We start from the raw sequence: 23,778 nt of genomic DNA on the forward strand, positions 1-23,778 counted from the left end.
GGTGCTGAAGTCGGTCGTGTCGTCGACGAGGGAAGTTGCCGCGGTCGCCACACTCATGGATGGTGAGGTCATGAGTTTCACTGTGTACCTGTCCGGGGAGATCCATACCGACTGGCGCGACCAGATCCAGCGTGGCGCGAAGGCTGCGGGGTTGGATGCCACCTTTACCGCACCCGTCACCGACCACCCCGCGTCCGACGCCGCAGGTGACCACCTGGGCGAGACCGCCAGTCCCTTCTGGCGCGATCATCAATCCGCCAAGGTCAATGCCATTCGCACGCACACCCTTATCGAGCAGAGCGATCTGGTGGTGGTGCGCTTCGGCGACAAGTACAAGCAGTGGAACGCCGCCTTCGATGCCGGCTACTGTGCCGCGCTGGGCAAGCCCTACATCACTCTGCACGACGAGGACATCGTCCATCCGCTCAAAGAGGTCGACGCCGAAGCCCAGGCGTGGTGCACGACCACCGACCAGGTCGTGGAGACCCTGCGGTATGTGCTCAAGGCGTGAGCACAACTGACGCGTGTCGAACCGAAACCACGTGACCGGGGTCCCGCGACGCCCGTCGCCGCTGAGCGGTCGTCGTCCGAGGCGCGAGGAACTCGCCGGATTCGCGACAGATGACCCCAACGGGGTGGACCCCGTCCTGCCCGCCGAACCCGGGCGGCTCAGGCTTCTCATCGTGGGAGTCAATCCGGGGCTGTGGACTGCGGCCGTCAACGCGCCCTTCGCGAGGCCAGGTAACCGGTTCTGGCCCTCATTGCATCGCGCGGGACTGACCGATCACGTCGTGGACGCCTCGACCGGGCTCTCTGACGACGATGAGGCGCAGCTGCTCTCGCGCGGGATTGGCATGACGAACCTTGTAGGGCGGGCAACCGCGCGGGCCGATGAACTCACCCGCGACGAGTTGCGAGCCGGCGCTCAGCGCGTCGCCGCGCTGGCCTCAAACCTGCGCCCGGCTGTCGTATCCGTTGCGGGGATCACCGCCTTCCGCACGGCGTTCGCGAAGCCGAAGGCAACGTACGGGGAGCAGGACACGGCGCAGATCCCGGGATGGCCCGGAGATGTGGCGTTGTGGGTGGTGCCTCAGCCGAGCGGGTTGAACGCCCACGAGACCATCGACTCCCTGGCCGATCACTGGCGCCGGGTGTGGCACGCGGCGCACACGGTTGACGGGTCGAACGGAGGCTGAAGTCCTTCTCGCGCCAGTCGGTCAATCGGGGCCGCCGGATTGCCGCGGAACGAGCCCGGCGACTGCCAGCCCGGCCGCCCATCCGGGCGCGCGCCCACAGTTGGGGGGTCGCACAACCGACATGTCGTGACCGCTGCGGGCGAGTAGCCAGGACGTGAGAGAGTTGCTGTTCCACATGTCTCCGGTGTGCAGTTCGTCGCGACCCCACGTCGCGGTCGGGAACATCGGCACGAGGCCCAGTACGTGCTGTGCCCGGCCTCGACTCGCGCTCACGCGGCAGGGGCTGTCGACCGCTGTGGCGACGTCGGGGATGATGCCGTCCCGCCAGCAGCGGATCTCGTAGCGGAAGATCCTCATCTTGCCCCAGGACGGAAAGCCGACCGCGCCCTCGGAAACGACACCGCGGTCCTCGTCGTTGGTAACCCACACGGGCGCCATCTCGATGGTGTGGTCGTGCCCCTCGAAGTGCACAATCAACGCAGAGTGATAAAGGTCTGTGCGCCTCCGGTGTTGAAAGGTGGCCGCGAAACCTTCGTAGAGACGTCCGCTTCCCCGAACGCATAGCCCTCCTGCGCCGGCACCTAGTGGCATCCAGTACAAGTCAATACTCGCCCGAGTCGTACGGTGACCTGTGGTCACGGCGCCGGACCCCGGGCCTCGCCCTCCTGCGGCCGCGACTCGAACGCGATGACAGGAGTCGACGGTTGCATCCCGCGACGGTTGCCCCGGTAGGTCCCCAGATAAGTTTCCAGGGCCCGGGAGCGTTCCGGTTCTCTGAGGACTCGGCCTACGGCATTGGACCGGGATCCTCTATACAGGAGTTGAGCGGGATAAGGGTGTCTGAATGTCCGCCACCAGGTCTTGCGCTCGGGCTGTCCGGCAACGATTAGTAAACGAGTCCTATCAGCGACGCACTGTGCGGGGAGACGGATCGTTCGGCCCGAGACCGGAGCGGTATAAGTGATCGCGACAAGTCCGCGTGGGAGAAAGCGATGGAACGGGCCGTCCAACATCCGCAGGACGAACTGGTTGAACCTCATGCCAACCATTCCTCTCCATCGCTTGCCCTCTGGTCTACTCCGCTGCGCCGATTCACGCCATGGGCTGGCGCCGGTGCGCGGCGGATTGGCTAGCGCGGTCGGAGAATCCTGGCATTCCTAGACCCCGAAGGCAACCGAGTCGTTTTTAGGGGAGTCTGACCCTTCGCTCCTCCAGGACCGCCGGGCGCCGTCGTGTATTCGCGGACCGCCCGAGACTAATCGGTGACGGTCAGATTCGGGACGATCTGCTCGATGTTCATCCTCCGATCCAATCGCCCCGGCTTCGTGGGCACGACATGCACTCGGCAATCGAAACCGGATCGAACACCTACGGCTCTAGTTCCTACGGCGCGGACTGCGTCCCGACGAGCGAATGGGGGTAGCTGACCTCTCGCCCCTGAAAACTCAGGATGCTCGGGTTCTGGATGACCCCGTCGTGGATTTCGATCGCGCGAGAGATCGTGAGATTCTGCTCCCACTCAGCTGGCCCCTCCATGACGGTGCGCAGAAAGGGCAGGAGCGCCTCGCTGATCTCCCAGGTGGCCGAGTTCCAAAGGTACGAGGGACTGTGGTCGACCGCGTAGTAGTTTACTCCGTGTCCGACGGTGAACATCGGGTCGTCGAATCCAGTGGGTTCGGCCCACTCGAAACCCATGCCGACGTCGCACGAAACGTCGATGATCAGGCTGCCCGGGTTGAAGCCCTCCAGGTCCCTGGTGCGAAGGTAAGTCAAGGGTGCGTCCACGTCCTGGAGAGTGCAGTTGACGACGATGTCATGGGAGGCGAGGAAGGCTGGCAGCGGGATGTCGCCATCGTCGGTCGGCACCGTGCTCAGGTGCGCCGCTCCGTCATCGGTGTTGAGTTGCGTGATGTGTGCGCTGTGTATTGGTGAGCCGACCGCCGTCGCGTCACGTTGCGTAAGGACCTGGATGTCGTAGATTCCGTGCGCGCTCAACGCGGTGACAGCTCCTCGTGCGGTCGCTCCGAAGCCGATTACCACCGCGCTGAGCCGGGGCCCGTAGTTTCCGGTGGACCCAGTGAGGCTCAGAGCGTGGAAGATAGAGCAGTATCCGGCGAGCTCGTTGTTCTTGTGGAGAACGTGCAGACTGAAATCTCCCTGCCGGGTCCAATGGTTCATCGCCTCGAAGGCGATGAGGGTGAGTCGCCGATCGATCGCGGCCTGCGTCAGTTCGCCGTCCTGGACGCAATGCGGCCAACCCCACAGAGTGCGCCCCGCGGGGATTTCAATAACGTCCGCTGCCTGGGGTTTGGGGAGCAGAAGCACATCAGCTGACCGGATGACCTCAGCTCGCTCGGCAACCCTGCCGACGCGTGCCTCCACGTAGCCGGGCTCGAGCTGGAAGTCCGAGGCGTATCCGCGTTCGACGATCATCCGCTCCCGCACGTCCGAGTCGATCCGGTCAAGATGGTGCGGATGGAGGGGGAGGCGTCGCTCATTCTCCATCGTGGAGTTCGCTAGTACTCCGAGCGTCAGGAGGTCGCGACCCGGGGCGTCGGGGGAATTCCTCGCGTCAGAAGCGACGTGGGGCGGTTGCGCGGTGCCGGACATCCGGACTCCCATCATTGGGGAACCGAAGTTAGCTCCACCTTGAGTGTAGTCCGGTTTGGTTGGGGCCTCTGCGCGTCCGCGGGCCCGGCCAGCGATTGGGTCTCACTGTTAGCCTGACCAGGACATTCATCTGCCTGCTGAGGAGGACTCACGTGGAATTGAGCATGGATAAGGGCAATCAGTTTGTCGCGGAGACCCAGTCCCCGGAGAGCGCCGCGGCCTGGAAGCAACAGTTGGACGAGTACGCTCCCGGCGCGTCCGACTGGGTGGTGGGTGCGGTTTTCGGCGGAACCTACCAGCGCGACGGTCTTGAACTCCGTGAGCGCCAGATGCTCAACATGGCGGCATTGGCAGCAATGGGCGGGACCGAACCGCAGTTGACCGGTCACATCAAGACGGCGGTGGACGTCGCCGGCATGACCCGGGAGCAGGTAGCGGAGTGCTTCGTCCACCTCATGCCGTACATCGGCGTGCCGAAGACGCTAGCAGCCATGCGGTGCATGAAGACCGCCTTCGACGATTGACCGCCTGCCGTGACAGCACCGCACCCACCGGCGGAAGGCCGATGGGTGCGGTGCTTGCTCGAAACCGGATCAGGCGCGGACGTCCTCGAGGGCGGCGTTGAGCGTCTCGCTCGGCCGCATCGCCTCCCGTAGCTTGTCGAGGTCGGGCTGGTAGTAGCCCCCGAGATCGACAGGCTTGCCCTGGACCTTGAGCAATTCGTCGAGGATCTTGTCGCGATCCGCGGTCAGCCTTTCCGCCAGCGGGCCGAAGTGGGCCGCCAGCTCCGCGTCCTCGGTCTGAGCGGCGAGCTCCTGTGCCCAGTACAGCGCGAGCCAGAACTGGCTGCCCCGATTATCGAGTTCACCGGTCTCCCGAGACGGGGACTTCCGATTCTCCAAGAGCTTGCCGGTCGCTGTGTCGAGAGTCTTCGCCAGAATCGTGGACTTGGGATTGTCGTGCTTCCGACCGAGGTCGTCAAGGCTAGCCCCGAGCGCGAGGAACTCTCCGAGCGAGTCCCACCGCAGGTGGTTCTCCTCGACCAACTGCTGGACGTGCTTGGGCGCCGAACCACCCGCACCAGTCTCGTAGAGTCCGCCACCGGCCATGAGCGGCACGATGGAGAGCATCTTGGCGCTTGTACCAAGCTCCAGGATCGGGAACAGGTCGGTCAGGTAATCGCGCAGAATGTTGCCGGTCACCGAGATGGTGTCCAGACCCCGCCAGGCGCGCTCGAGGGTGTACCGCATGGCACGCACCTGCGACATGATCTGGATGTCCAAGCCCTCGGTGTCGTGCTCCGCGAGGTACTTGTTCACCAGGGTGATGAGGTTGTCCTCGTGGGGCCGGTACGGGTCCAGCCAGAAGACCGCGGGCATCCCGGAAGCGCGAGCGCGGTCCACGGCGAGCTTGACCCAGTCGCGGATCGGCGCGTCCTTGACAGTGCACATGCGCCAGATGTCGCCGGCTTCGACGTCTTGGGACAGAAGAACCTCGCCAGTGGCCGCATCGACGATGTTGGCGACTCCGTCGTGCTGGACCTCGAAGGTCTTGTCGTGGCTGCCGTACTCCTCGGCCTTCTGGGCCATGAGGCCTACGTTCGGCACGGTGCCCATCGTCGTCGGGTCGAATGCCCCGTTGGTCTTACAGAAGTTGATGATCTCCTGGTAGATCCGCGCGAAGGTGGACTCCGGCATCACGGCCTTGGTGTCCTTCTTGCGGCCATCGGCGCCGTACATCTTCCCGCCGATGCGGATCATCGCGGGCATCGACGCGTCCACGATGACATCCGAGGGCGAATGGAAGTTGGTGATGCCGCGGGCCGAGTCGACCATCGCCAGCTCCGGCCGCTGCTCGTGGCAACGGTGGAGATCCTCGATGATCTCCTCCTTCTTGGAGGTGGGCAGGTTCTCGATCTTGTCGTACAGATCGACCATGCCGTTGTTGACGTTGATGCCCAGCTCGTCGAACAGGTCACCGTGCTTGGCGAAGGCGTCCTTGTAGAACACCCGAACGGCGTGTCCGAACACGATCGGGTGGCTGACCTTCATCATGGTGGCCTTGACGTGGAGCGAGAACATGACGCCGGTCTCCTTGGCGTCGTTGAGCTGCTCCTCGTAGAAGTCCATGAGCGCTTTCTTGCTCATGAACATCGAGTCGACGACCTCACCGGCCTCAAGTGGCACGGTCTTGAGGACGTGGGTCTCGCCGTCCGGGGTCACCACCTCCATCCGCGCGTCGCATGCGTGGTCCAGGATGATCGACTTCTCGCCAGCGTAGAAGTCACCGTGGGTCATGTGAGCGACGTGGGACTGTGAGGCCATCGACCACTTGCCCATGGAGTGCGGATTGGCCCGGGCGTATTCCTTGACCGCCTTCGGGGCGCGACGATCCGAGTTGCCCTGACGAAGCACCGGGTTCACGGCGCTACCGAGGCACGATCCGTAGCGCTCGACGATCTCGATCTCTTCCGGAGTTTTGGGATCGTAGGGGTAGTCAGGGATGTCGTAACCCTTGGCCTGCAACTCCGCGATGGCGGTGTTCAGCTGATGTACCGACGCGCTGATGTTGGGGAGCTTGATGATGTTGGTCCCCGGGTCCTGGGTCATCCGCCCCAGTTCGCTCAGGTTGTCCTGAACCTTTTGGTCATCGGTGAGCCGCTCGGGAAAGGCCGCCAGGATGCGGGCGGCCACCGAGATGTCACTGGTCTCCACGTCGATGCCGGCAGCGCCGGCGAAAGTGCGGACGATGGGCAGGAACGCCTCCGTCGCCAGTCGGGGTGCTTCATCGGTCAGCGTGTAGATGATCGTCTGTGGGTCTGAGGCCATGGATGTCGACTCTTTTCGTTTCGGGGCAGATCGTGTTCTTGTGGAACGAGGTCATTTCGCCGACACCATCATCACCCGAGACGGGCACCTGTGCGCCGTTTCCCGGAGTCATCTACCCCGGTCGGGCGGTCCCGAACCTTCCCGACGAGTCAACGGCGCCACGCTTCGACATGTGCCTGCCCGGTCCGGCAGGTGCTGGATAGTCGGCGACGCACCCAGTTTACGGGGCCGCTGATTTGGCGGGCACGTGGTGCGATCCTATCCGGCGGCTGCCCCGAGGCTCCCGTTGCGAGCGGCCCGACCGCCGACGATCTCCACGCCGTCCAGATCTGCCACACCGAACGCGAGGAGCGCCTGACCGGAGGCATCCAGCTCGTCCTCGACCGTCCGTAGCCAGCCCCGCACCACCTGGTCGGGAAGACGGCGCTTCGCCGAGAGCCCCACGACGAATCCGGGCGCCGGGATCTGGGGAAGGAAAGACATGATTCCGCGGCGCTCACGAGTGGGTGTCAGCCACTCCATGTCGCTGACGAGGATCGGGGAGGGAAAGCCGACGTCGTACTCGTCACACGGGAGGATGAGCAGGGTGTGACTTTGCCTGTGGCCGTGGCCGATAACGAGGTCGATCACGCCCGCGGCGAGCGGCGCGTCATCAAGCGGGAGGCTGGTCCAGTTCTCAGGAAGTTCGTCGAATCGCATGTCCGTGAGTCTTCGGCAGTGTGACCCCCTGCGACAGGCCTCATCGATGATCTGTGGAACAGGCAATCGCGTCTGTGGAGGACCGAATCCGAGGGAACCGGACCGACTACCTGCACGTCACGCATCGAGGCGAGATCGAGTGTCCGGGCGCCCGCTCCCTGGTACTCAGGGCTCGTGCCGGAACCCCACCTTGATAGTGACCTGCCAGTGCGCCACCGTGCCGCCGTCGAGCTTGCCGCGGACGGACTGGACCTCGAACCATTCGAGGTTGCGGAGTGTTTTGGATGCTTCCGCGACTGCATTAGCGATGGCCTGGTCCGTTCCCTCCGATGAAGAACCGACGATCTCGCTGACGTTGTAGATGTGGTTCACGACTCCTCCTAATAATGTGATACACGTCACTCTACGGCGGAATCGGGAGGTCGGCATCCCGTAGGGTCGGGGCTAGACGTATGCGCCCCGAGGAGGATTGCGATGTCCGATGTACGAGCACGAGCAACCACGCTGGCCGAACTCCACGAATCCGGGGCGATGGTCGTTCTTCCCACGGTCTGGGACACGTGGAGCGCACGGGTGGCCGCTGACGCCGGCTTCCCGGGCCTCACGGTGGGCAGTCATCCGGTCGCCGATGCGATCGGCAGCGCTGACGGCGAGAAGATGGACTTCTCCGAGTATCTCGGAGTGGTCAAGCGCATCACGGACTCAGTCGACGTCCCGGTCAGTGCGGACGTCGAGTCCGGCTACGGACTGGAGCCGGCCGAGCTGATCTCCCGGCTACTCGACGCCGGCGCCGTCGGGGCGAACATCGAGGACGTCGTTCACCGCGAAGGAAAGCGGGTGCGCGACCGACAGGAGCACGCCGACTACATCGCCGGGGCTCGCCGAGCCGCAGACGAGGCCGGCGTGACGTTCGTCATCAACGGCCGCACCGACGCCGTCAAGCTCGGTACCGATGTCTTCGTCGACCCGTTGGCGGAGGCTGAGGCGCGCATCTCGCTGATGGAGGATGCGGGCGCACGGGCGGTCTACCCGGTGGGGCTCACGACAGCCGATCAGGTGACGCGTCTCGTCCAGGCGGTGACGATTCCTGTCAACGTGACCGCGCACCCCGTCAAGGGGCACGGAGCCGGGGACCTGGCTGTGCTGAAGGGGCTCGGAGTTCGGCGAGTGTCGTTCGGCCCGCTGTGGCAGATGTGGCTGGCCGCGGTCTCGGCGGACCAGCTCGCCGGGTGGCTGCCCTCCGCCTGACGATGTGACGTTGACTCCGCCCGCGACCCTCGACCGGGCCGCCTCGTAAAAAGCCACCGCGTCGACGTCGACGGGTGAAACGACACCGTTCGCCCCGAACACCGCACACAACGGGCTAACTTCTCTGAGGGGTCGAACCGTACATCGCGTACGGGCCCCGGCTCTCACCAGAGGAGACGGACAATGCGCGTCACGGTCGGGGAGCCCACCACCAGGGGACGACTGATCCTCGGCGTCCTACTGGCGCTCGCGGCGATCGCTTTGGGGACGCTGCCGATTTTGATCAACCTCGGCGTGCCCGAGATCGTCACACTGGCGGGAGCTGGGCTCGTCGTCGTCGGAGTCGCCACTGTCGCCGGTGTCGACGACGCCGGCCACTCCGGACGGTGGGCACGCGTCCTGGTGGGGCTCGCCACCGGCACTGCGGGCATCGTGGTGCTCGTGTGGCGGGCGGCGAGCATCCGCAGCCTGCTGTGGGTCATGGTCGCAGCGCTCATCGTGCACGGACTCCACACGCTCGCCTCGGCGCTCCGAGGCGATGCCGACCGGAGGGTGGCGGGCATCTTCAGCGGCGCGGCGGCCGTCCTGCTGGGCGTGCTGTGTCTGGTGTGGCCCGTTCTGGCGATCGAACTGGTCCGATATGCCGTGGGTGCCTGGCTTGTGTTCGTGGGCCTGCGAGCACTGGTGGAGATGACACTCGAACGGCCCTTCGCGCGGATGCGTGACCGCCGGCATATCGGGCGTGCGCGGGTGAGGCGCTGGATGCATACCATCGTGGCGGTCGCGGTATTCCTGCTGGTCTCAGCGCTGGCGGTGGTCAGTGCAGTGCTTCTGCGGGGCGGCGAACGGCCCGAGCCGAATGCGTTCTATACACCTGTGGAGTCGCTGCCGGTCGAGCCTGGTGTCCTGCTGCGTGCCGAGGCCCTCATGGCCGGGGTGCCGTCGGGTGCCGACGCCTGGCGGATCCTGTACACGACCACCCGACCGGACGATTCGGTGACGGTGGCGAGCGGTACCGTCATTGCGCCGACCGACAGGGGTACCGACCCGCTCCCATTGCTCAGCGTTGCACACGGCACCACCGGGATCGTGCAGCGATGTGCGCCGTCGCTGAGTCCCGCCCCGTTCGTCGACGGTGCGGGCACGGCGCTGGAGGAAATGGTGACCGAACATGGGTGGGCAGGCGTGACCTCGGACTATGTCGGGCTGGGGACCGCCGGCATGCACCCGTACCTGGTCGGGCAGGTGGAGGCCCGCAACGTCCTCGATGCCTCCCGGGCAGCCCGACAACTCGACGGCCTCTCCCTGGCTACCGACACAGTGGTGTGGGGCCACTCCCAGGGTGGCCACGGGGCCCTGTGGACTGGACAGATCGCCGGTGACTACGCGCCCGAGCTGACCCTCAGGGGCATCGCCGGGATGGCCCCTGCGACGGACCTGTTCGACCTCGCCGTGGCGAGCAAATCCGAGGTGGCCGGGAAGACCGTGTCGGCGTACATTGCCCAATCGTGGAACGAGATCTACCCCGAGCTTGACCTGGCCGGGCACCTCAACCCGGGCACCGCGCACGGCGTGCAGAAGGTCGGCGACCTCTGCTTCAACGAGAAGGACGTCATCGCCGCCCTCCTGCGCGGAACGCAGATCCCGGAGCAGGTCTTCCCCGACGCGGTCCTCGACGGCGAGCTGGGTGACAAGCTCCGGGAGAACTCGCCCACGGGGCCGTGGCCCGCGCCCGTGCTGATCGCCCAGGGCCTTGCCGATCCGCTGGTCAAGCCAGCGATGCAGCAGAATTGGGTGAACGCCCGTTGCGCGGACGGCGAGCCGCTCGACTACCGCACCTACCCGGGACTGGACCACACCGGTCTGGTCGCCGCGGACTCGCCGCTGACCTCGCAATTGGTGCAGTGGACTCTCGATCGTTGGGAGGGAAAGCAGCCCACGCCGACCTGCTGATCCGGCATCGCTGCACCTCTCGACGTGACCCGGAATCGGCATACGGTCGGATCTGATCGACGAGATGCACATCGCGGTGGTCCCGATCCTGCTGGGCAGGGGAGAGCGGCTCTGGGACGGGTTGGAGGGGCTCGAGGGGCGCTTTCACATCGAGTCGACGCCTTGGCCAGCGGCTCACCCACCTGAGTTTCTGGCGGAGCCGCTGACGGGAGCGTGACGCAACGTCCGCCGGGTCACGAACCTGCGCAACGCTCCCGAGAGGGGATCGGTGAAGGCGATCTCGCGGGAGAGTAGTTGGAGCGGCAGGTCGGGGTCATCGGGTGCCTCGGGAAGCAGGTCGGGGTATCGGCGGTCGCCGAGAATAGGCGCGCCCAGCCCCGCGAGGTGTATCCGAAGCTGATGCAGCTTCCCGGTGCGGGGCCGCAGGATCGTGTGCAGTACCGGGCGGCCGGAGGCGCTGGGCCCGGCCTCGATCACGTCAATGTGGGTCTCGGCGTTGGGCGCGAGCTCGGGATCGACGGTGACGCGGAGTTCGCCGCGCCGGGATCGGATGTGGTCCCGGTGGACCACCGGCAGTGGTTGTCCCCGGAGCGATGGTGCATGGTCATCCCAGTCGGACGGGCGCGCGGAGATGGCCTCGTAGACCTTGGTGACCTCGCGACGCTCGAACATCGACTGGTATGCGCCGCGCGTGTCGGGGCGGGCGGAGAACATAACGAGACCTGCCGTCTCGCGGTCCAGTCGGTGGATCGGCGTGATCGTGTCGTTCTCGAGGTGGATGCGCAGTCTCACCAGGGCGGTCTCGCGGAGGAACCGTCCGGACGGGGTCGTGGGAAGAAAGTGTGGTTTGTCGACGACGACGAGGTGGTCGTCCCGGTACAGGATCTCCTCCCGGTACGGCAGGACGGTCTCGCCGGGCAGGTCGCGGTAATACCAGACGAACTCGTGGGTGCCGAGCGCGGTGTGGGAGGTGATGGCCCGGCCGTCGGTGCCCACGATCTCCCCGGTCCCGATCCTGCGATGCAGCTCGACCGGGTCCAGGTGATCGAACCTGGCTACGAGGTACTCGGCGATGCTCGCCCACGGCCCGGTGGTCGGGACCCGCAGCCGTGTGGGGCCGACGCCGTCCTTGACCGGCAGGGGCGCAGGCATCGACACGCGATCATCGTGCCACGCGTCCAAAGAGGCGTCAGCGAGGCGAGGCAGCTCAGCTCGCCGTCGTATCGGTCGTGGTGGCTGTATGCGTCGGAGCGGGCAGCGGCGTCGACGTGCGAAGGTGGGGGACATGACCGACTCGCCGTGCGCCCTCTCCGACGGTGACCCGCGCGAGTTGCCGGGTTTTCGGCGGACCTACGCGTCCGGGCGCCTCACCCTGGGGCTGGGCTTTCCACTGCGGACACGGGCCGATTTGGACGAGGTGCGTGACCCGACCGTTCAGGCGAAGATCGCGCGGGCAGCCGAGGCCGGTGGTGTCGCCGCACTCTACGCCCGTGACATCCCCCTCCGGGTGCCGTCGTTCGGTGATGTGGGCCAGGTGTACGACCCGTGGGTGTTCCTCACCCACATTGCGGCTCACACCTCCCGGATCGCGCTCGGGACCGCCGGCATCGTCCTGCCGGTGCGCCACCCGCTGCATGTCGCCAAGTCCGCTGCGAGCCTCGACAGGCTCTCCGGCGGCAGGTTTCTGCTCGGCCTGGCGTCGGGGGATAGGCCCGAGGAGTTCCGCGCGTTCGGTCTCGAGCAGGGGGAGCGGGGCGAGCAGTTCCGCGAGAATCTGAGGGTGATGACTCATGCGTTGACCACTGAGATGCGGGGGATCCGCTGGCCGGGTGGATGGATGCACAGTGCGGACGTGGTGCCCAAGCCCACCGCGACATCAGTACCGACGATCATGATTGGTTCGTGTCAGCAAAGCGTGGCCTATCTCGCCGCGCACGGCGACGGGTGGATGACCTATCCGCGAGAATTCGACGCCCAGCGGCGGACAGTCGCGCACTGGCGGGCGATGGTGGCCGCCCACGCCGACGCCGGAGCGGGGGACGACGGGGTCGACGACGGCGGGGTGTTCAAGCCCTTTGCGCAGTCGCTCCAGATCGACCTTGCCGAAGATCCCGACGAGATGGCCTCGCCGATCACGTTCGGGTTCCGGATAGGCCGCAGGCGACTGGTCGACCACCTGGAGGACCTACGGGGTATCGGGGTGAACCACGTGCAGCTTTCACTGGGGGCCTGCCGCCGCCCGGTCCGCGAGGTAATCGCCGAGCTGGCCGAGCACGTCGTGCCGCGATTCCCGGCGCTCGACTGACCGGGGCTTCGAGGGCTGGTCTGCCACACTGGGAAGGCCACGGAGGTGGCGCGCGCCAGGTCCACCGTGACCATCGACGAGGGAGGCCCTGTGGGGATCTCGATCCTGTGGTTCCGACGCGATCTGCGCCTGTCCGACCATCCCGCCCTCCTGGAGGCTGTCGCCAGCGGTGACGAGGTCCTGCCGGTGTTCGTCCTAGATCCGGCACTGCTGCGGCGGGCCGGTGTGCGGGCGGGCCGGCTGGCGGCCTCGCTCACCGCACTCGCGCAGGACACGGACGGGGCGTTGGTCGTGCGCACAGGCGACCCCGCCGAGGTGATCCCGGGGCTCGCCCGCGAGGTGGGCGCCGACCGCGTCCACATCAGCCGGGAATCCGCCCCCTACGGTCGACGCCGCGACGATAGGGTTCGCGCCGCGCTTGAGGCTGACGGCCGCGACCTGCTGGAGACCGGATCGCCCTACGCCGTCGGGCCTGGACGCGTCCTCAACGGCAGCGGGCAACCGTACAAGGTCTTCACCCCGTTCTCGCGCGCCTGGCACGACCACGGATGGCCCCCGCCCGGCCGGCGGCCGGATCACATCCCTTGGACCACCGCGTCAGGGGACGCGCTCCCCGATGTCCCGGCGGGGGAGTGGGCAGCGGCAGGCGAGGGGGCGGCACTCGCGCGCTGGCGCGAGTTCCTCAACGACGATTTGGAGGCCTACGACGAGCAGCGCGACCGCCCTGACCTCGACACGACCAGCCGACTGTCGGTGCACCTGAAGTACGGCGAGATCCACCCGCGCACGATCCTCGCAGAGCTCGCCGGTCACCCGGCTGCAGGCGGCGACGGGGCCCGCCGCTTCGTCACCGAACTCGCCTGGCGCGAGTTCTACGCTGACGTCCTCTGGCACCGGCCCCGGTCCGCCTGGCGGGATCTGCGCGACTCTCTCTCCGCGATGCCCTACGACAGCGGACCCGGGGTGGACGAGCTCGTCGAAGCGTGGCGGCAGGGCAGGACCGGGTACCCGTTCGTCGACGCCGGGATGCGCCAACTGCTCGTCGAGGGCTGGATGCACAACCGGGTCCGCATGGTCACGGCCAGTTTCCTGGTCAAGGACCTCCACGTGTGGTGGCCGGTCGGGGCCCGACATTTCCTCGAGCACCTCGTCGACGGAGACGTCGCATCGAACAATCACGGGTGGCAGTGGGTGGCCGGCACCGGAACGGACGCCTCCCCGTTCTTCCGGGTGTTCAACCCCGTGACGCAGGGCAAACGCTTCGACCCGGACGGCGAGTACGTCCGGCGATGGGTGCCGGAACTCGCGCATCTGCCCGGGGCCGCAGCACACGAACCGTGGCGGGCGCCGGACGGGTACGACCGCGGTTACCCTGCACCGATCGTCGACCATGCCGAGGAACGACTCGACGCCCTGCGCCGCTACGACTCGACCAAGGGGAGCGCTCGTTGACAGCGCTCCGTCCGAGAGCGGGTCAGTTCGTGTCGCCGTAGGGCAGGTCCAGGCGGTCGAGAAGCGCATCCCAGGAAGGGGCCGATCGGTCTCGTTCCGAGATCGGCCCCACCGGTAGTGGCCACTCCAGGCCGAGGTCGGGGTCATCGTGGGCGACGGCCAAGTCCTCGGTCGGGTCGTGCGGCCGGTCGATCCGATAGCACACGTCCGCGTACTCGGTGAGCGCCTGGAAACCATGGAGGAACCCGGGCGGTACGTATAGGTGAGTGAACGTCTCGTCGTCCAGTGTGACGGCGATCGACTTGCCGAAGGCTGGGGATTCGGGACGGATGTCGACGATGACGTCCAGGACCGCGCCGCGCGCACACCGCACCAGTTTCGCCTCACCGCGGCCTCCGCGACCGTGCATCCCGCGGATCGTGCCCCGTCGAGACCGTGACTGCGAGTCCTGCAGGAACTCTGCGGACGCGCCCGGTCGGCCGACGGCGGAGTCGAAGATGCCGGCATCGAAGGTGCGGGTGAAGAATCCGCGTTCGTCGAAGAACGGTTCCGGAACGAGGACGAGGACGTCGGGCAGTTCGGTAGTTTTGACGCGCACGTCCCATATCGTGCCGCAACCAGAGGAGTGCCACCATGACTTGCCGCGGATGTGGGAGCACACGGCTGGACACGATCCTCGATCTCGGGAATCAGCCCGCTTCCGATTTCTTCCCGGAAGCCGGATCTCCCTACTCCGATGACCCGACCCATCCGCTCGCGATGGCATTGTGCCCGGCGTGTGGATTGGCACAGTTGGCGGAGGATGAGACGGTGACGGAGGAGCCCCGCGGCGTGGAACCGCGTGCCCTGGTCGAGCAGGCCGTCGATGCCGTAGGCAGAGTGGCCACCGCGGGGTGGTTCGTCGGCAGATCGACCGTGTGTGAGTTCGGGAGTCCGCACGGCGGCACCTGGGTGGACCACCTCGAGTCCCACGGTTTGCGGCCCGTGGTCGGGGAGCCTGCAGATGTGGTGGTCGATTGCTTCGGCATAATGCATTCCCCGGACCAGCGTGCGGCCTTTGCCGACCGTCGTCGCGCTCTTGCTCCGGGAGGCGTCCTGCTCCTGCAATTCCATTCGTTCGCCACGATCGTCGAGCAGGGGCAGTGGAACGCGTTACGCCACGGACACTTCGCCTACTACTCGATGACGGCCCTGCACGCGCTCCTCCGCGAATGCGGGCTGACGATGAGCGATGTGTGGAGCTTCGATCTGTATGGCGGGACCCACCTCGTCGCGGCGAACGCTGACAAGGACGCGGTGGAATCACGGCAGGTGCAGGAGATCATGGCTGAGGAGCGCGCCCGCGGCGTCCTCACTGCCGAGGGCACGACCGCCCTCCAGCACGCGGCGGACAGCCACGCTGCGCACCTTCGCAGTTGGCTGGAGGGCGAGCAGCGGAACGGTCACACTGTGGCCGCGTACGGTGCGGCCTCCCGGGCGGTCGCATTGCTCGCCCGGGCGGGCATCACACAGGAGTTGCTCGCCGCTGTCGCCGATGCCTCACCGTCGAAGCACGGACGACGGATGCCCGGGACCGACATCCCGATCATTTCCCCGGAGGCACTCGTCGCCTCTTCTCCCGACATCGTCCTCCTGACGGTCCCGGACCTTCTGCCCGAATTGGAACGGACGCTGCCGGGGCTGGATGGGCGTTGGGTGGTCGACGGCCCGATCGGCTGACCCGGAGGCTACTGCCGCGCGCCCGGAACGAGCCCGGCAACCTCCGCGTCACCCGGGGGGATTCCCGCACGGTGCAGGGAAACTAATTTCTTCTTCACTCTTCCGGATGCGGAAAAAGCAAGATACGCTTATGTTTCTTCCGTACTCCACATCGGGGCCGCCTCGAGTACCCGATCGCCTTCTCCGGGGGAGAGACCATGCAGTGTCGGCTTTGCAGGAACTCCAACCTCGTGAGCGTTCTCGATCTCGGTGCCACCCCACCGTGCGAGAGGTTCCTCACGGCTACTCAACTAGATGAGCCCGAGGTCACGTACCCGCTGCACATGCGGTTGTGTCCCGACTGCTTCCTCCTCCAGATCCCGGCGCTGATCACGCCAGAGGACACGTTTACCGACTACGCCTACTACTCGTCGTTCTCCGACAGTTGGGTCGCTCACGCCCAGACCTTCGTCGACGACGCCATCGACCGTCTCGAGTTGCGGCCGGACTCCTTCGTGGTCGAGGTCGCCAGTAACGACGGCTACCTCTTGCAGCACGTCGTCGCCGCCGGAGTCCGCTGCCTCGGCATCGAACCCTCGTCAAATGTCAGCGACGCCGCCCGCGAGCGCGGAGTTCCTACCGTCACGGAGTTCCTCGACCCGGCCACGGCGCGGCGCGTGCGTGACGAACACGGCCCAGCAGATCTCGTGGTGGCGAACAACGTGTACGCGCACATCCCCGATCTGCTCGGATTCACAGAGGCCCTGCGGATTTTGCTGGCCGATGATGGGCACCTCAGTATCGAGGTTCACCATGCGCTCCATCTGGTCGCGTCCGCGCAGTTCGACACCGTCTATCACGAGCATTTCCAGTACTACACCGTTCTCGCCGCCCGACGGGCTCTGGCGACCGCCGGTCTGGACCTCTACGACGTGGAGATGCTCCCCACTCACGGTGGGTCAATCCGACTCTGGGCGAGTCCCACAGAGGCGGCGCGCACGCCGTCCGCGTCGGTACAGCAGGTGCTCGACCTCGAGGCTGAAGCCGGACTGCATCATCGCGACGGTTACCGCGGTCTGCAGGCCACCGCAGACGAGGCTCGTCGCCATCTTTTGGAGTTCCTCCTGGAACAGCGCAGTTCCGGAGCTCGGATCGCCGCCTACGGCGCTCCCGGTAAGGGCAACACGCTGCTCAACTACAGCGGAATCCGCTCCGACCTCATCGAGTACATCGTCGACCGGAACCCGTACAAGCATGGTCGCTACACACCTGGCACCCGGATCCCGATTCACCCACCCGAACGGCTCGCCGAGGATCATCCCGACATCGTCGTGGTCCTTCCCTGGAACCTCCGTACTGAATTGGTCGACCAGCTCCACTACGTCGGCGACTGGGGCGGACGACTCGTCTTCCCACTACCCACCCTCGACATCGTGCAGCCCCGGCAGAGCGTCGCCAGGGGCCTCGACGTCACACCCTCTCTGGACGGAGTACTCCGATGAAGGTTGTCTTGTTCTGCGGCGGCTACGGCATGCGGATGCGCAACGACATGGGCGAGGGTTTGCCCAAACCAATGCAACTGGTGGGGCACCGCCCGCTCTTGTGGCACGTCATGCGCTACTACGCCCATTACGGGCATACCGAGTTCATCTTGTGCTTGGGCTACGGGGCCAGGTACATCAAGGAGTTCTTCCTCAACTATGCCGAGACCGAGTCCAACGACTTCGTTCTCTCGGGGGGCGAGGTCAATATGCTGTCCACGGATATCGGGGACTGGAAGATCACGTTCGTCGACACGGGACTGGAGTCCCCGATCGGGGAGCGACTCCGCCGCGTACGCGCCCACCTGGGCGGCGACGAGCACTTCCTCGCCAACTACGCCGACGTTCTCACCGATGCCCCACTCGACGACATCATCGACAAGTTCCACGAGTCCCGGGCCCGGGCGTCGATGATGGTCGTCCCGCCCCAGTCGTCCTTCCACTGTGTGCAGCTGGGGGAGGGCAGTTACGTCACCGGGATCATCCCGGTGGGCGAGTTCCCGATATGGGAGAACGCCGGCTACTTCGTGCTCTCCCAGTCGATCTTCGATCTTCTGCCGCCGGACGGAGACCTTGTCGCCGACGTGTGCGGTTCCCTGGCCGGCACGGGTGCTTTGTTCGCTTATCAACACCTCGGCTTCTGGAAGCCCGCAGATACGTTCAAGGAGAGGGCGGAACTCGACGAGGCATACAACAAGGGGACCCACCCGTGGATGGTGTGGGCGGCCGATCACGAGCCGTCGCTCAAGGAGCGGCAGCAGGGCACCCTAAGTCACCCGGCGACTCTCGAGGACTCACTTGAGAGCAGCACCCCGTGATTCCACTGTCCGCGTCCGTCCGTGAGGTGGTCGTCATCGGCGCCCACTGCGATGACATCGCGATCGGTATGGGGGGAACACTGCACGAGTTGTGTTCGGCCGTACCAGGACTGCGGGTCCGGGCGCTCGTTCTCACCGGCGCGGGCACCCCACGCGAGGACGAGGAGCGCGCTGCGCTCTCCGCCCTTGTGCCCGGCGCGGACCTAGAGATCACGGTCCTGGCTTTTCGCGACGGACGCCTGCCCGCGGACTGGGACGGAGTCAAGGATGCCGTCGCATCGTTCGCCGGCGCCACTGATCCAGACATCGTGTTCGCCCCGCACCGAAACGACGCCCACCAGGACCACCGACTCCTCGCCGAGGTGGCACCTACGGTGTTCCGCAGCCACCTGATTCTCGGTTACGAGATTCTCAAGTGGGAGACCGATACCCCGTCACTATCCGTCTACCTTCCGTTCGGGTCGGAGACTGCAAAGCACAAACAACGGGTCCTGCTCGCGCACTACCCGTCGCAACATGCCCATGACTGGTTCGGCGATGGTGACTCGTTCGTGGCGTTGTCCCGCCTCCGTGGCGTGCAATGCCGCGCCCCGCACGCCGAGGCATTCGTCCTCGAGAAGGCGATCCTCTCGTTCACAAAGGAACCGACATGCGTGTTTTGATCACCGGTAGCCAGGGGTATATCGGGACAGTGATGACGAAGGTCTTCGCTGCCGAGGGCCACGAGGTCACGGGTCTGGATATCGGCTATTTCGCCGATTGCATCATGGGCCCACCCCCGCAGGATCCACCCACCATCACCATAGATCTGCGAGACGTCACGGTCGATGACCTCGTCGACTTCGACGCGGTGGTCCATCTCGCCGCATTGTCGAACGACCCGCTGGGCGCCGTGGCCCCCGGGGTCACCCACGACATCAACCATCACGCGTCGGTCAATCTTGCTCGCGCCGCGAAGGAGGCCGGGGTCGGACGCTTCCTGTACGCGTCGACGTGTTCGGTGTACGGGGCTGCCGGCGACGAACTCGTCACCGAATCCGCTCCCCTGCGGCCGCTGACCCCGTATGCGGAGAGCAAAGTCAGGGTCGAGGAGGACGTCTCCGCTCTCGCCGACGACTCGTTCGTCCCGGTCTTCCTGCGGAACGCGACCGCTTTCGGCTTCTCACCCCGCCTACGTGCCGACATCGTGCTGAACAATCTGATGGGGTACGCGATTTTCACCGGTGAGGTGAAAGTACTGTCCGATGGCACCCCGTGGAGGCCGCTCGTACACATCCGGGACATCGCCGACGCCTTCTTGGCGTGCCTGGATGCACCCGCCGACGTGGTCAGTTGTGCTGCATACAACGTTGGCAGCCAGGCGAACAACGTCACCGTCGCCCAGATAGCGCATTCTGTGGTCGACGAGGTCCCCTATGCCACGCTCCTGATCACCGGAGAGTCGGGCTCCGACCCACGGTCCTATCGGGTCGACTTCGGTGCGATCCAGCGCGACCTGGGTTTCGAGGCCCGGTGGTCAATCGCCGACGGCGCCGCCGAGCTGCATCGCGCCTACGACTCATCCGGTCTCACTGGGGAGGAGTTCTTTGCGCGGTTCACCCGGCTTGTGCAGCTCCGCGACCTGCAGGAGACCGGCGTCATCGACGACGCGATGCGTCGACACCCGGTCCTGTCGTGACCCGCCCCCGGGTCGCGGTGTTCGACCGCTCGAACACGCTGCAGGAGGAGCTCCACCGACTGATACCCGGAGGGGCCCATACCTATGCCCGGGGTTCCGACCAATACCCGGACTCCATGGCCCCAGTGCTGGCCCGGGGACGCGGTTCGCGAGTGTGGGACGTCGACGATAACGAGTATGTCGAGTACGGCATGGGATTGCGTTCCGTAACGCTCGGGCACGCCTTCGCGTCGGTTGACGACGCGGTTAGGGCGGTGATCACCGACGGCGTCAACTTCTCCCGTCCGACCGATCTGGAGCTCGAGGCGGCCCGGGACTTCCTCGAGTTGGTTCCGGGCGCCGACATGGTCAAATTCGCCAAGAACGGGTCCGATGTCACGACCGCGGCAGTACGGCTTGCTCGCGCGGTCACCGGCAGAACCGGGGTGGCCGTCGCCGAGCAGCCCTTCTTTTCGGTGGACGACTGGTTCATCGGGACCACAGACATGGCCGCGGGCATCCCGGCGGCGTCCACCAGCCAGGTGCGGCGGTTCCGGTACAACGACCTATCTTCGCTGGAAGAGATACTGGTCGCCGGTGATACGGCGTGCGTGATGCTGGAAGCGGCGACAGGTCAGGCAGAGCCGGCGCCCGGCTTCCTCGAAGGCGTGCGCGAGCTGTGCACTCGTCACGGAGTTCTTCTCATCTTCGACGAGATGATCACTGGGTTCCGTTGGTCGGCACATGGTGCACAGGGTGTGTACGGGGTGACCCCGGACCTCTCCACGTGGGGCAAAGGCATGGGGAACGGCTACGCCATCGCCGCGCTAGCCGGTCGACGGGAGTTCATGGAGCTCGGCGGACTGAATACCGACCGGGAACGGGTCTTCCTCCTCTCCACCACGCAAGGACCCGAGCGGGTTGGTCTCGCCGCCTTTCGCGCGGTCGCAGCGGAGTACAGGACGGCCGATCCCGTCGGTGCGATGGAATCCGCTGGGCGAGCACTCGCGGACGGAGTGAACTCTGCAGCACGAGCTGCCGGGCTCGCCGACCACGTTCGGGTCATCGGCCGTCCCTCATGCCTGGTTTTCGTCACAGGTGACGCTGACTGCGTTCCGTCGCAGGCGTTCCGGACTCTCTTCCTGCAGGAACTCATCACCCGCGGGGTACTTGGGCAATCATTCGTCACCTCAGCCGCCCACACTGCTGAGGACATCACGCACACGGTGGACGCTGCGACCGCGGCACTCGAGCCGTACGGGGAGGCAATCGACTCCCGCTCGGTCGAGGGGCTCCTTCGTGGACGGCCCGTCGCACCCGCGATCAGACGACACGCCGCCCCACGCCGACTACGCGAGGACAGTAATGACACAAATCAACAGATGCCCCGCTAACTCCGGGCACACCGTACGCTCATGCCGGTCGACCGCCCGTCGTCGACTCGTCTCGGTGATCGCGGTGCTTCTGGCCCCGGTCCTCGTCTTCTCCTCAGCGTGCGCGACCGGCAACGGACCCAACGAGTCTGAGCAGCAGGCGGACGGGAATTTCCCCGAGGTGAAGTCGTTGGGCTTGAACGTTGATGGCACAGACCGAACTATTTGCAGGTACTGGTACGGCATCGGCGACTCGCCCACGGACGAGGAGATCAACGCGGAGCACGGCGTGGTGGTACTCAACGCCTGGGAGAACGAGCGGTTGCGCCAACTCAAGGCCAACGACCCGGACGTTGTCGTCCTCGTCTACAAGGACCTGTCTAGTACCCGGAGTTACAGCGGCGCGCACGACGAGGGGACGGACGCCCAGAAGCTCGCGACCGGCATCGGGTTCGCTAACGCTGAGGAAAACCCGGAGTGGTTCGCCCGCGACACCTCGGGTCAGCGGATCGAGTGGGACCCGTTCCCCGGGCACTGGCAGTTGACTGTCTGGGACGAGACATATCAGCGCGCCTGGACCGACGCGGTAGTCGAGGAGGTCACGGCCGACGGCTGGGACGGAGTCCTGGCAGACAACGCCCTCACCACATTGTCGTATTACACGGACGCGGTGTTCGAGGGCACGTCGTCACAGGCGGAATCCGACCAGCGTTTACGCACCGGCATCAGCGAGATGATCGACATGGCGGGCGAAGCGCTCAACGACAACGGGAAACTGCTCGTGCCGAATATCTCGGACTCGCGCAAGTTCGATGGATTATGGCAATCCCACAGCTTTTTCGGCGGCGGGATGGACGAGTATTTTGCCCGGCCGTCCGACGACGGGTCACTCATCACCTTCGACGGCCACCAGTGGGAAGAGATGGTGTCGGCAGCAATGGCCGGGGACAGTTGGTTGCTGCTCATCACCAACGAAGCAGGTGATCGGGAGCAGCAGTCGGGTTTCGCGGCCGCCGCGCTGCTGGCGGGTCCGAAGACCTGTTGGATGGCGACTGGCGACCCCTCCTATCGGTCCCTACCCTCTAGTCCCTGGTTCGATGTCGACCTCGGACAAGCTGCGGAGACCCCCGGCCGGTCGGTGGACGGTGTGTGGAGCAGAATGTTCACTGGGGGCTGGGTCGCGCTCAACCCGACGGGGCGAACGGCCCCGGTGGAAGTGCCCGAAGGGCTGCGTGACCGCGTCGACGACACTTTCCTCGATCCCGGAGAGAGCCTCGTGGTGATCAGATGAGTGTCGCGTAGAAGTCAAGGTGCGCTGCGGCGGACCGCTCGACCGAGTAAAGACGTCGCGCCCGGTCCGCCAGTGCGCGTCCGACGCATCCGGGCTCGGGATCGGTGAACAGTCTGATGAGCGCGGTCTCGAGTGAATCGACGTCGTCGGGCCGGGCGAGGTACTTATATCCAGGGACGTCGAGCATTTCGGCGACACCCCCCGTGTCGGTGGCGAGAACCGGCTTGCCGGCGCCCATCGCCTCGGCCACCACCAGTGGCTGCTGCTCCATTCGAGAGGGCAGCACGAGTGCGTCGTGTGACGCCAGGAGGTCGGGGACGTCGGTTCGATAGCCGAGGAACTCGACCCGCCCGGCCAGGGTGAGGCTTGCAGCGAGGCGTTCGGATTCTGGACGGGCCGGGCCGTCCCCGACCACGGTCAGAGTTACCCCGTCGCGTAGCACACCCGGACGCGCCAGTGCGGTGAGCAGATCGATCAGGCCTTTGCGCTCCACGAGCAGCCCGACAAAGAGCAGGCGCCGCACCGGCCCGACCGGGGGAGTGGCCTCCGGCAAAACGACCCCGTTGTCGAGGTGGACGATCCGATCGGCGGGAATTCGTAACCGCCGGTGGAGGAATTCGCCCATCGCGGTGGCCGGGACGACCGTGCGGGTCGACGCGGCGGCTGTCGCGGCGTCTCCGGCGAGGACCACTCGCGTATAGCGGGACGGTCCGGCGGCGCCGCGCTCACCACGGAACCACGGCTCCGTCACGTCGTCCGGGACTCCGTGATAGGTCTGGAGCACAGCCCGGGGCCCGCCGGGGAGCCACTGCATTCCCGCGACGACCAGTCCGGCGCGTCGGTCCTGGGCGTGCACTATCGTCGGCTGCCAGCGGCGGAGGGCTGCCCTGGCCCGGCCCAGCGATCGCAGGTCGCCCTTTCGGGGGACATCGATCAAATGATGGATGTCGCGTACCGTCTCGCCGCCGCGGGCAGGTAGGGGACCGAAGACACCGACCGTGTGCTCACCGAGGTCGGCGACCGCGCGGGCGAGTCGAGTTGTCACGTCGACGGGACCACCCCGATCCTGCGTCAGCAGATAGGCGATGCGTGCCATGGCCGTCCTCTCC

22 protein-coding genes are annotated in these 23,778 nt (G+C 66.0%); 14 read left to right on the plus strand and 8 right to left on the minus strand.

The window, feature by feature from the left end; all coding sequences use genetic code 11:
- Window positions 1–70: 70 nt before the first annotated feature.
- On the plus strand, window positions 71–511 hold the full coding sequence (locus tag FQ137_RS08900; RefSeq protein WP_149292062.1) for a YtoQ family protein: 441 nt from the start codon (window positions 71–73) through the stop codon (window positions 509–511).
- A gap of 13 nt (window positions 512–524) precedes the next feature.
- Window positions 525–1,196 carry a mismatch-specific DNA-glycosylase gene (locus tag FQ137_RS08905; RefSeq protein ID WP_149292063.1) on the plus strand — a complete coding sequence of 224 codons (672 nt, stop codon included), beginning with the start codon at window positions 525–527 and terminating at the stop codon, window positions 1,194–1,196.
- A 21-nt stretch (window positions 1,197–1,217) separates the two neighbouring features.
- Here FQ137_RS08905 and FQ137_RS08910 read toward each other — a convergent pair whose 3' ends face one another.
- Window positions 1,218–1,673 carry a hypothetical protein gene (locus tag FQ137_RS08910; RefSeq protein WP_223146498.1) on the minus strand — a complete coding sequence of 152 codons (456 nt, stop codon included), beginning with the start codon at window positions 1,671–1,673 and terminating at the stop codon, window positions 1,218–1,220.
- A gap of 906 nt (window positions 1,674–2,579) precedes the next feature.
- On the minus strand, window positions 2,580–3,701 hold the full coding sequence (locus FQ137_RS08915) for a N(5)-(carboxyethyl)ornithine synthase (RefSeq protein WP_255584121.1): 1,122 nt from the start codon (window positions 3,699–3,701) through the stop codon (window positions 2,580–2,582).
- 257 nt (window positions 3,702–3,958) lie between these two features.
- On the opposite strand from FQ137_RS08915, the gene FQ137_RS08920 reads away from it, so the two are divergent.
- Window positions 3,959–4,330, plus strand: coding sequence for a carboxymuconolactone decarboxylase family protein (locus tag FQ137_RS08920; protein WP_149292066.1), 372 nt, complete (start codon window positions 3,959–3,961; stop codon window positions 4,328–4,330).
- A gap of 69 nt (window positions 4,331–4,399) precedes the next feature.
- On the opposite strand, the gene FQ137_RS08925 is transcribed toward FQ137_RS08920, so the two are convergent.
- The 3 genes from FQ137_RS08925 to FQ137_RS08935 all read right to left on the minus strand — a co-directional run bounded on the left by FQ137_RS08925 (window position 4,400) and on the right by FQ137_RS08935 (window position 7,705).
- Window positions 4,400–6,634 carry an NADP-dependent isocitrate dehydrogenase gene (locus FQ137_RS08925; RefSeq protein WP_149292067.1) on the minus strand — a complete coding sequence of 745 codons (2,235 nt, stop codon included), beginning with the start codon at window positions 6,632–6,634 and terminating at the stop codon, window positions 4,400–4,402.
- A gap of 258 nt (window positions 6,635–6,892) precedes the next feature.
- A complete protein-coding gene (locus tag FQ137_RS08930) occupies window positions 6,893–7,333 on the minus strand; it encodes a hypothetical protein (protein WP_149292068.1) in 441 nt (146 codons plus the stop codon).
- 165 nt (window positions 7,334–7,498) lie between these two features.
- Window positions 7,499–7,705, minus strand: coding sequence for a dodecin (locus FQ137_RS08935; RefSeq protein ID WP_149292069.1), 207 nt, complete (start codon window positions 7,703–7,705; stop codon window positions 7,499–7,501).
- Window positions 7,706–7,807: 102 nt separating this feature from the next.
- On the opposite strand from FQ137_RS08935, the gene FQ137_RS08940 reads away from it, so the two are divergent.
- Both FQ137_RS08940 and FQ137_RS08945 read left to right on the plus strand, forming a co-directional pair.
- Window positions 7,808–8,581, plus strand: coding sequence for an isocitrate lyase/phosphoenolpyruvate mutase family protein (locus FQ137_RS08940; protein WP_149292070.1), 774 nt, complete (start codon window positions 7,808–7,810; stop codon window positions 8,579–8,581).
- Window positions 8,582–8,764: 183 nt separating this feature from the next.
- On the plus strand, window positions 8,765–10,534 hold the full coding sequence (locus FQ137_RS08945) for a lipase family protein (protein ID WP_149292071.1): 1,770 nt from the start codon (window positions 8,765–8,767) through the stop codon (window positions 10,532–10,534).
- Window positions 10,535–10,708: 174 nt separating this feature from the next.
- On the opposite strand, the gene FQ137_RS08950 is transcribed toward FQ137_RS08945, so the two are convergent.
- On the minus strand, window positions 10,709–11,686 hold the full coding sequence (locus tag FQ137_RS08950; RefSeq protein ID WP_149292746.1) for a pseudouridine synthase: 978 nt from the start codon (window positions 11,684–11,686) through the stop codon (window positions 10,709–10,711).
- 133 nt (window positions 11,687–11,819) lie between these two features.
- On the opposite strand from FQ137_RS08950, the gene FQ137_RS08955 reads away from it, so the two are divergent.
- The gene (locus FQ137_RS08955) at window positions 11,820–12,839 is read left to right on the plus strand and encodes an LLM class oxidoreductase (RefSeq protein ID WP_149292072.1); all 1,020 of its coding nucleotides are present in this window, start codon (window positions 11,820–11,822) and stop codon (window positions 12,837–12,839) included.
- 96 nt (window positions 12,840–12,935) lie between these two features.
- Entirely contained in the window at window positions 12,936–14,291 is a 1,356-nt protein-coding gene (locus FQ137_RS08960; protein WP_223146511.1) for a deoxyribodipyrimidine photo-lyase, read from the plus strand.
- A gap of 22 nt (window positions 14,292–14,313) precedes the next feature.
- On the opposite strand, the gene rfbC is transcribed toward FQ137_RS08960, so the two are convergent.
- Window positions 14,314–14,889 carry a dTDP-4-dehydrorhamnose 3,5-epimerase gene (gene rfbC / locus FQ137_RS08965; protein ID WP_149292073.1) on the minus strand — a complete coding sequence of 192 codons (576 nt, stop codon included), beginning with the start codon at window positions 14,887–14,889 and terminating at the stop codon, window positions 14,314–14,316.
- Between the two features lie 35 nt (window positions 14,890–14,924).
- Here rfbC and FQ137_RS08970 point away from each other — a divergent pair, with 35 nt between their 5' ends.
- The 7 genes from FQ137_RS08970 to FQ137_RS09000 all read left to right on the plus strand — a co-directional run bounded on the left by FQ137_RS08970 (window position 14,925) and on the right by FQ137_RS09000 (window position 22,669).
- A complete protein-coding gene (locus FQ137_RS08970; RefSeq protein ID WP_149292074.1) occupies window positions 14,925–16,010 on the plus strand; it encodes a methyltransferase domain-containing protein in 1,086 nt (361 codons plus the stop codon).
- Window positions 16,011–16,207: 197 nt separating this feature from the next.
- Complete coding sequence (locus FQ137_RS08975) at window positions 16,208–17,491, plus strand: class I SAM-dependent methyltransferase (RefSeq protein ID WP_149292075.1); 1,284 nt, start codon at window positions 16,208–16,210, stop codon at window positions 17,489–17,491.
- Window positions 17,488–18,348: a glucose-1-phosphate cytidylyltransferase gene (locus FQ137_RS08980; protein ID WP_149292076.1), complete on the plus strand. Its 861-nt coding sequence runs from the start codon at window positions 17,488–17,490 to the stop codon at window positions 18,346–18,348. The genes FQ137_RS08975 and FQ137_RS08980 overlap by 4 nt, the downstream gene beginning before the upstream one ends.
- A complete protein-coding gene (locus tag FQ137_RS08985) occupies window positions 18,345–19,010 on the plus strand; it encodes a PIG-L deacetylase family protein (RefSeq protein WP_149292077.1) in 666 nt (221 codons plus the stop codon). The genes FQ137_RS08980 and FQ137_RS08985 overlap by 4 nt, the downstream gene beginning before the upstream one ends.
- Window positions 18,998–20,026, plus strand: coding sequence for an NAD(P)-dependent oxidoreductase (locus tag FQ137_RS08990; RefSeq protein WP_149292078.1), 1,029 nt, complete (start codon window positions 18,998–19,000; stop codon window positions 20,024–20,026). The genes FQ137_RS08985 and FQ137_RS08990 overlap by 13 nt, the downstream gene beginning before the upstream one ends.
- A complete protein-coding gene (locus tag FQ137_RS08995) occupies window positions 20,023–21,399 on the plus strand; it encodes a glutamate-1-semialdehyde 2,1-aminomutase (protein ID WP_149292079.1) in 1,377 nt (458 codons plus the stop codon). The genes FQ137_RS08990 and FQ137_RS08995 overlap by 4 nt, the downstream gene beginning before the upstream one ends.
- Before the next feature lie 55 nt (window positions 21,400–21,454).
- Window positions 21,455–22,669, plus strand: a complete 1,215-nt coding sequence (locus FQ137_RS09000) for a putative glycoside hydrolase (protein ID WP_255583885.1) — start codon at window positions 21,455–21,457, stop codon at window positions 22,667–22,669.
- Here the strand turns inward: FQ137_RS09000 and FQ137_RS09005 are convergent.
- Window positions 22,662–23,765 carry a glycosyltransferase family 4 protein gene (locus tag FQ137_RS09005; RefSeq protein ID WP_149292081.1) on the minus strand — a complete coding sequence of 368 codons (1,104 nt, stop codon included), beginning with the start codon at window positions 23,763–23,765 and terminating at the stop codon, window positions 22,662–22,664. The two genes, FQ137_RS09000 and FQ137_RS09005, sit on opposite strands and share 8 nt — an antisense overlap.
- Between the last annotated feature and the right edge of the window lie 13 nt (window positions 23,766–23,778).

Source organism: Dietzia sp. ANT_WB102, from assembly GCF_008369165.1.
In the GTDB taxonomy this organism is placed as follows: domain Bacteria; phylum Actinomycetota; class Actinomycetes; order Mycobacteriales; family Mycobacteriaceae; genus Dietzia.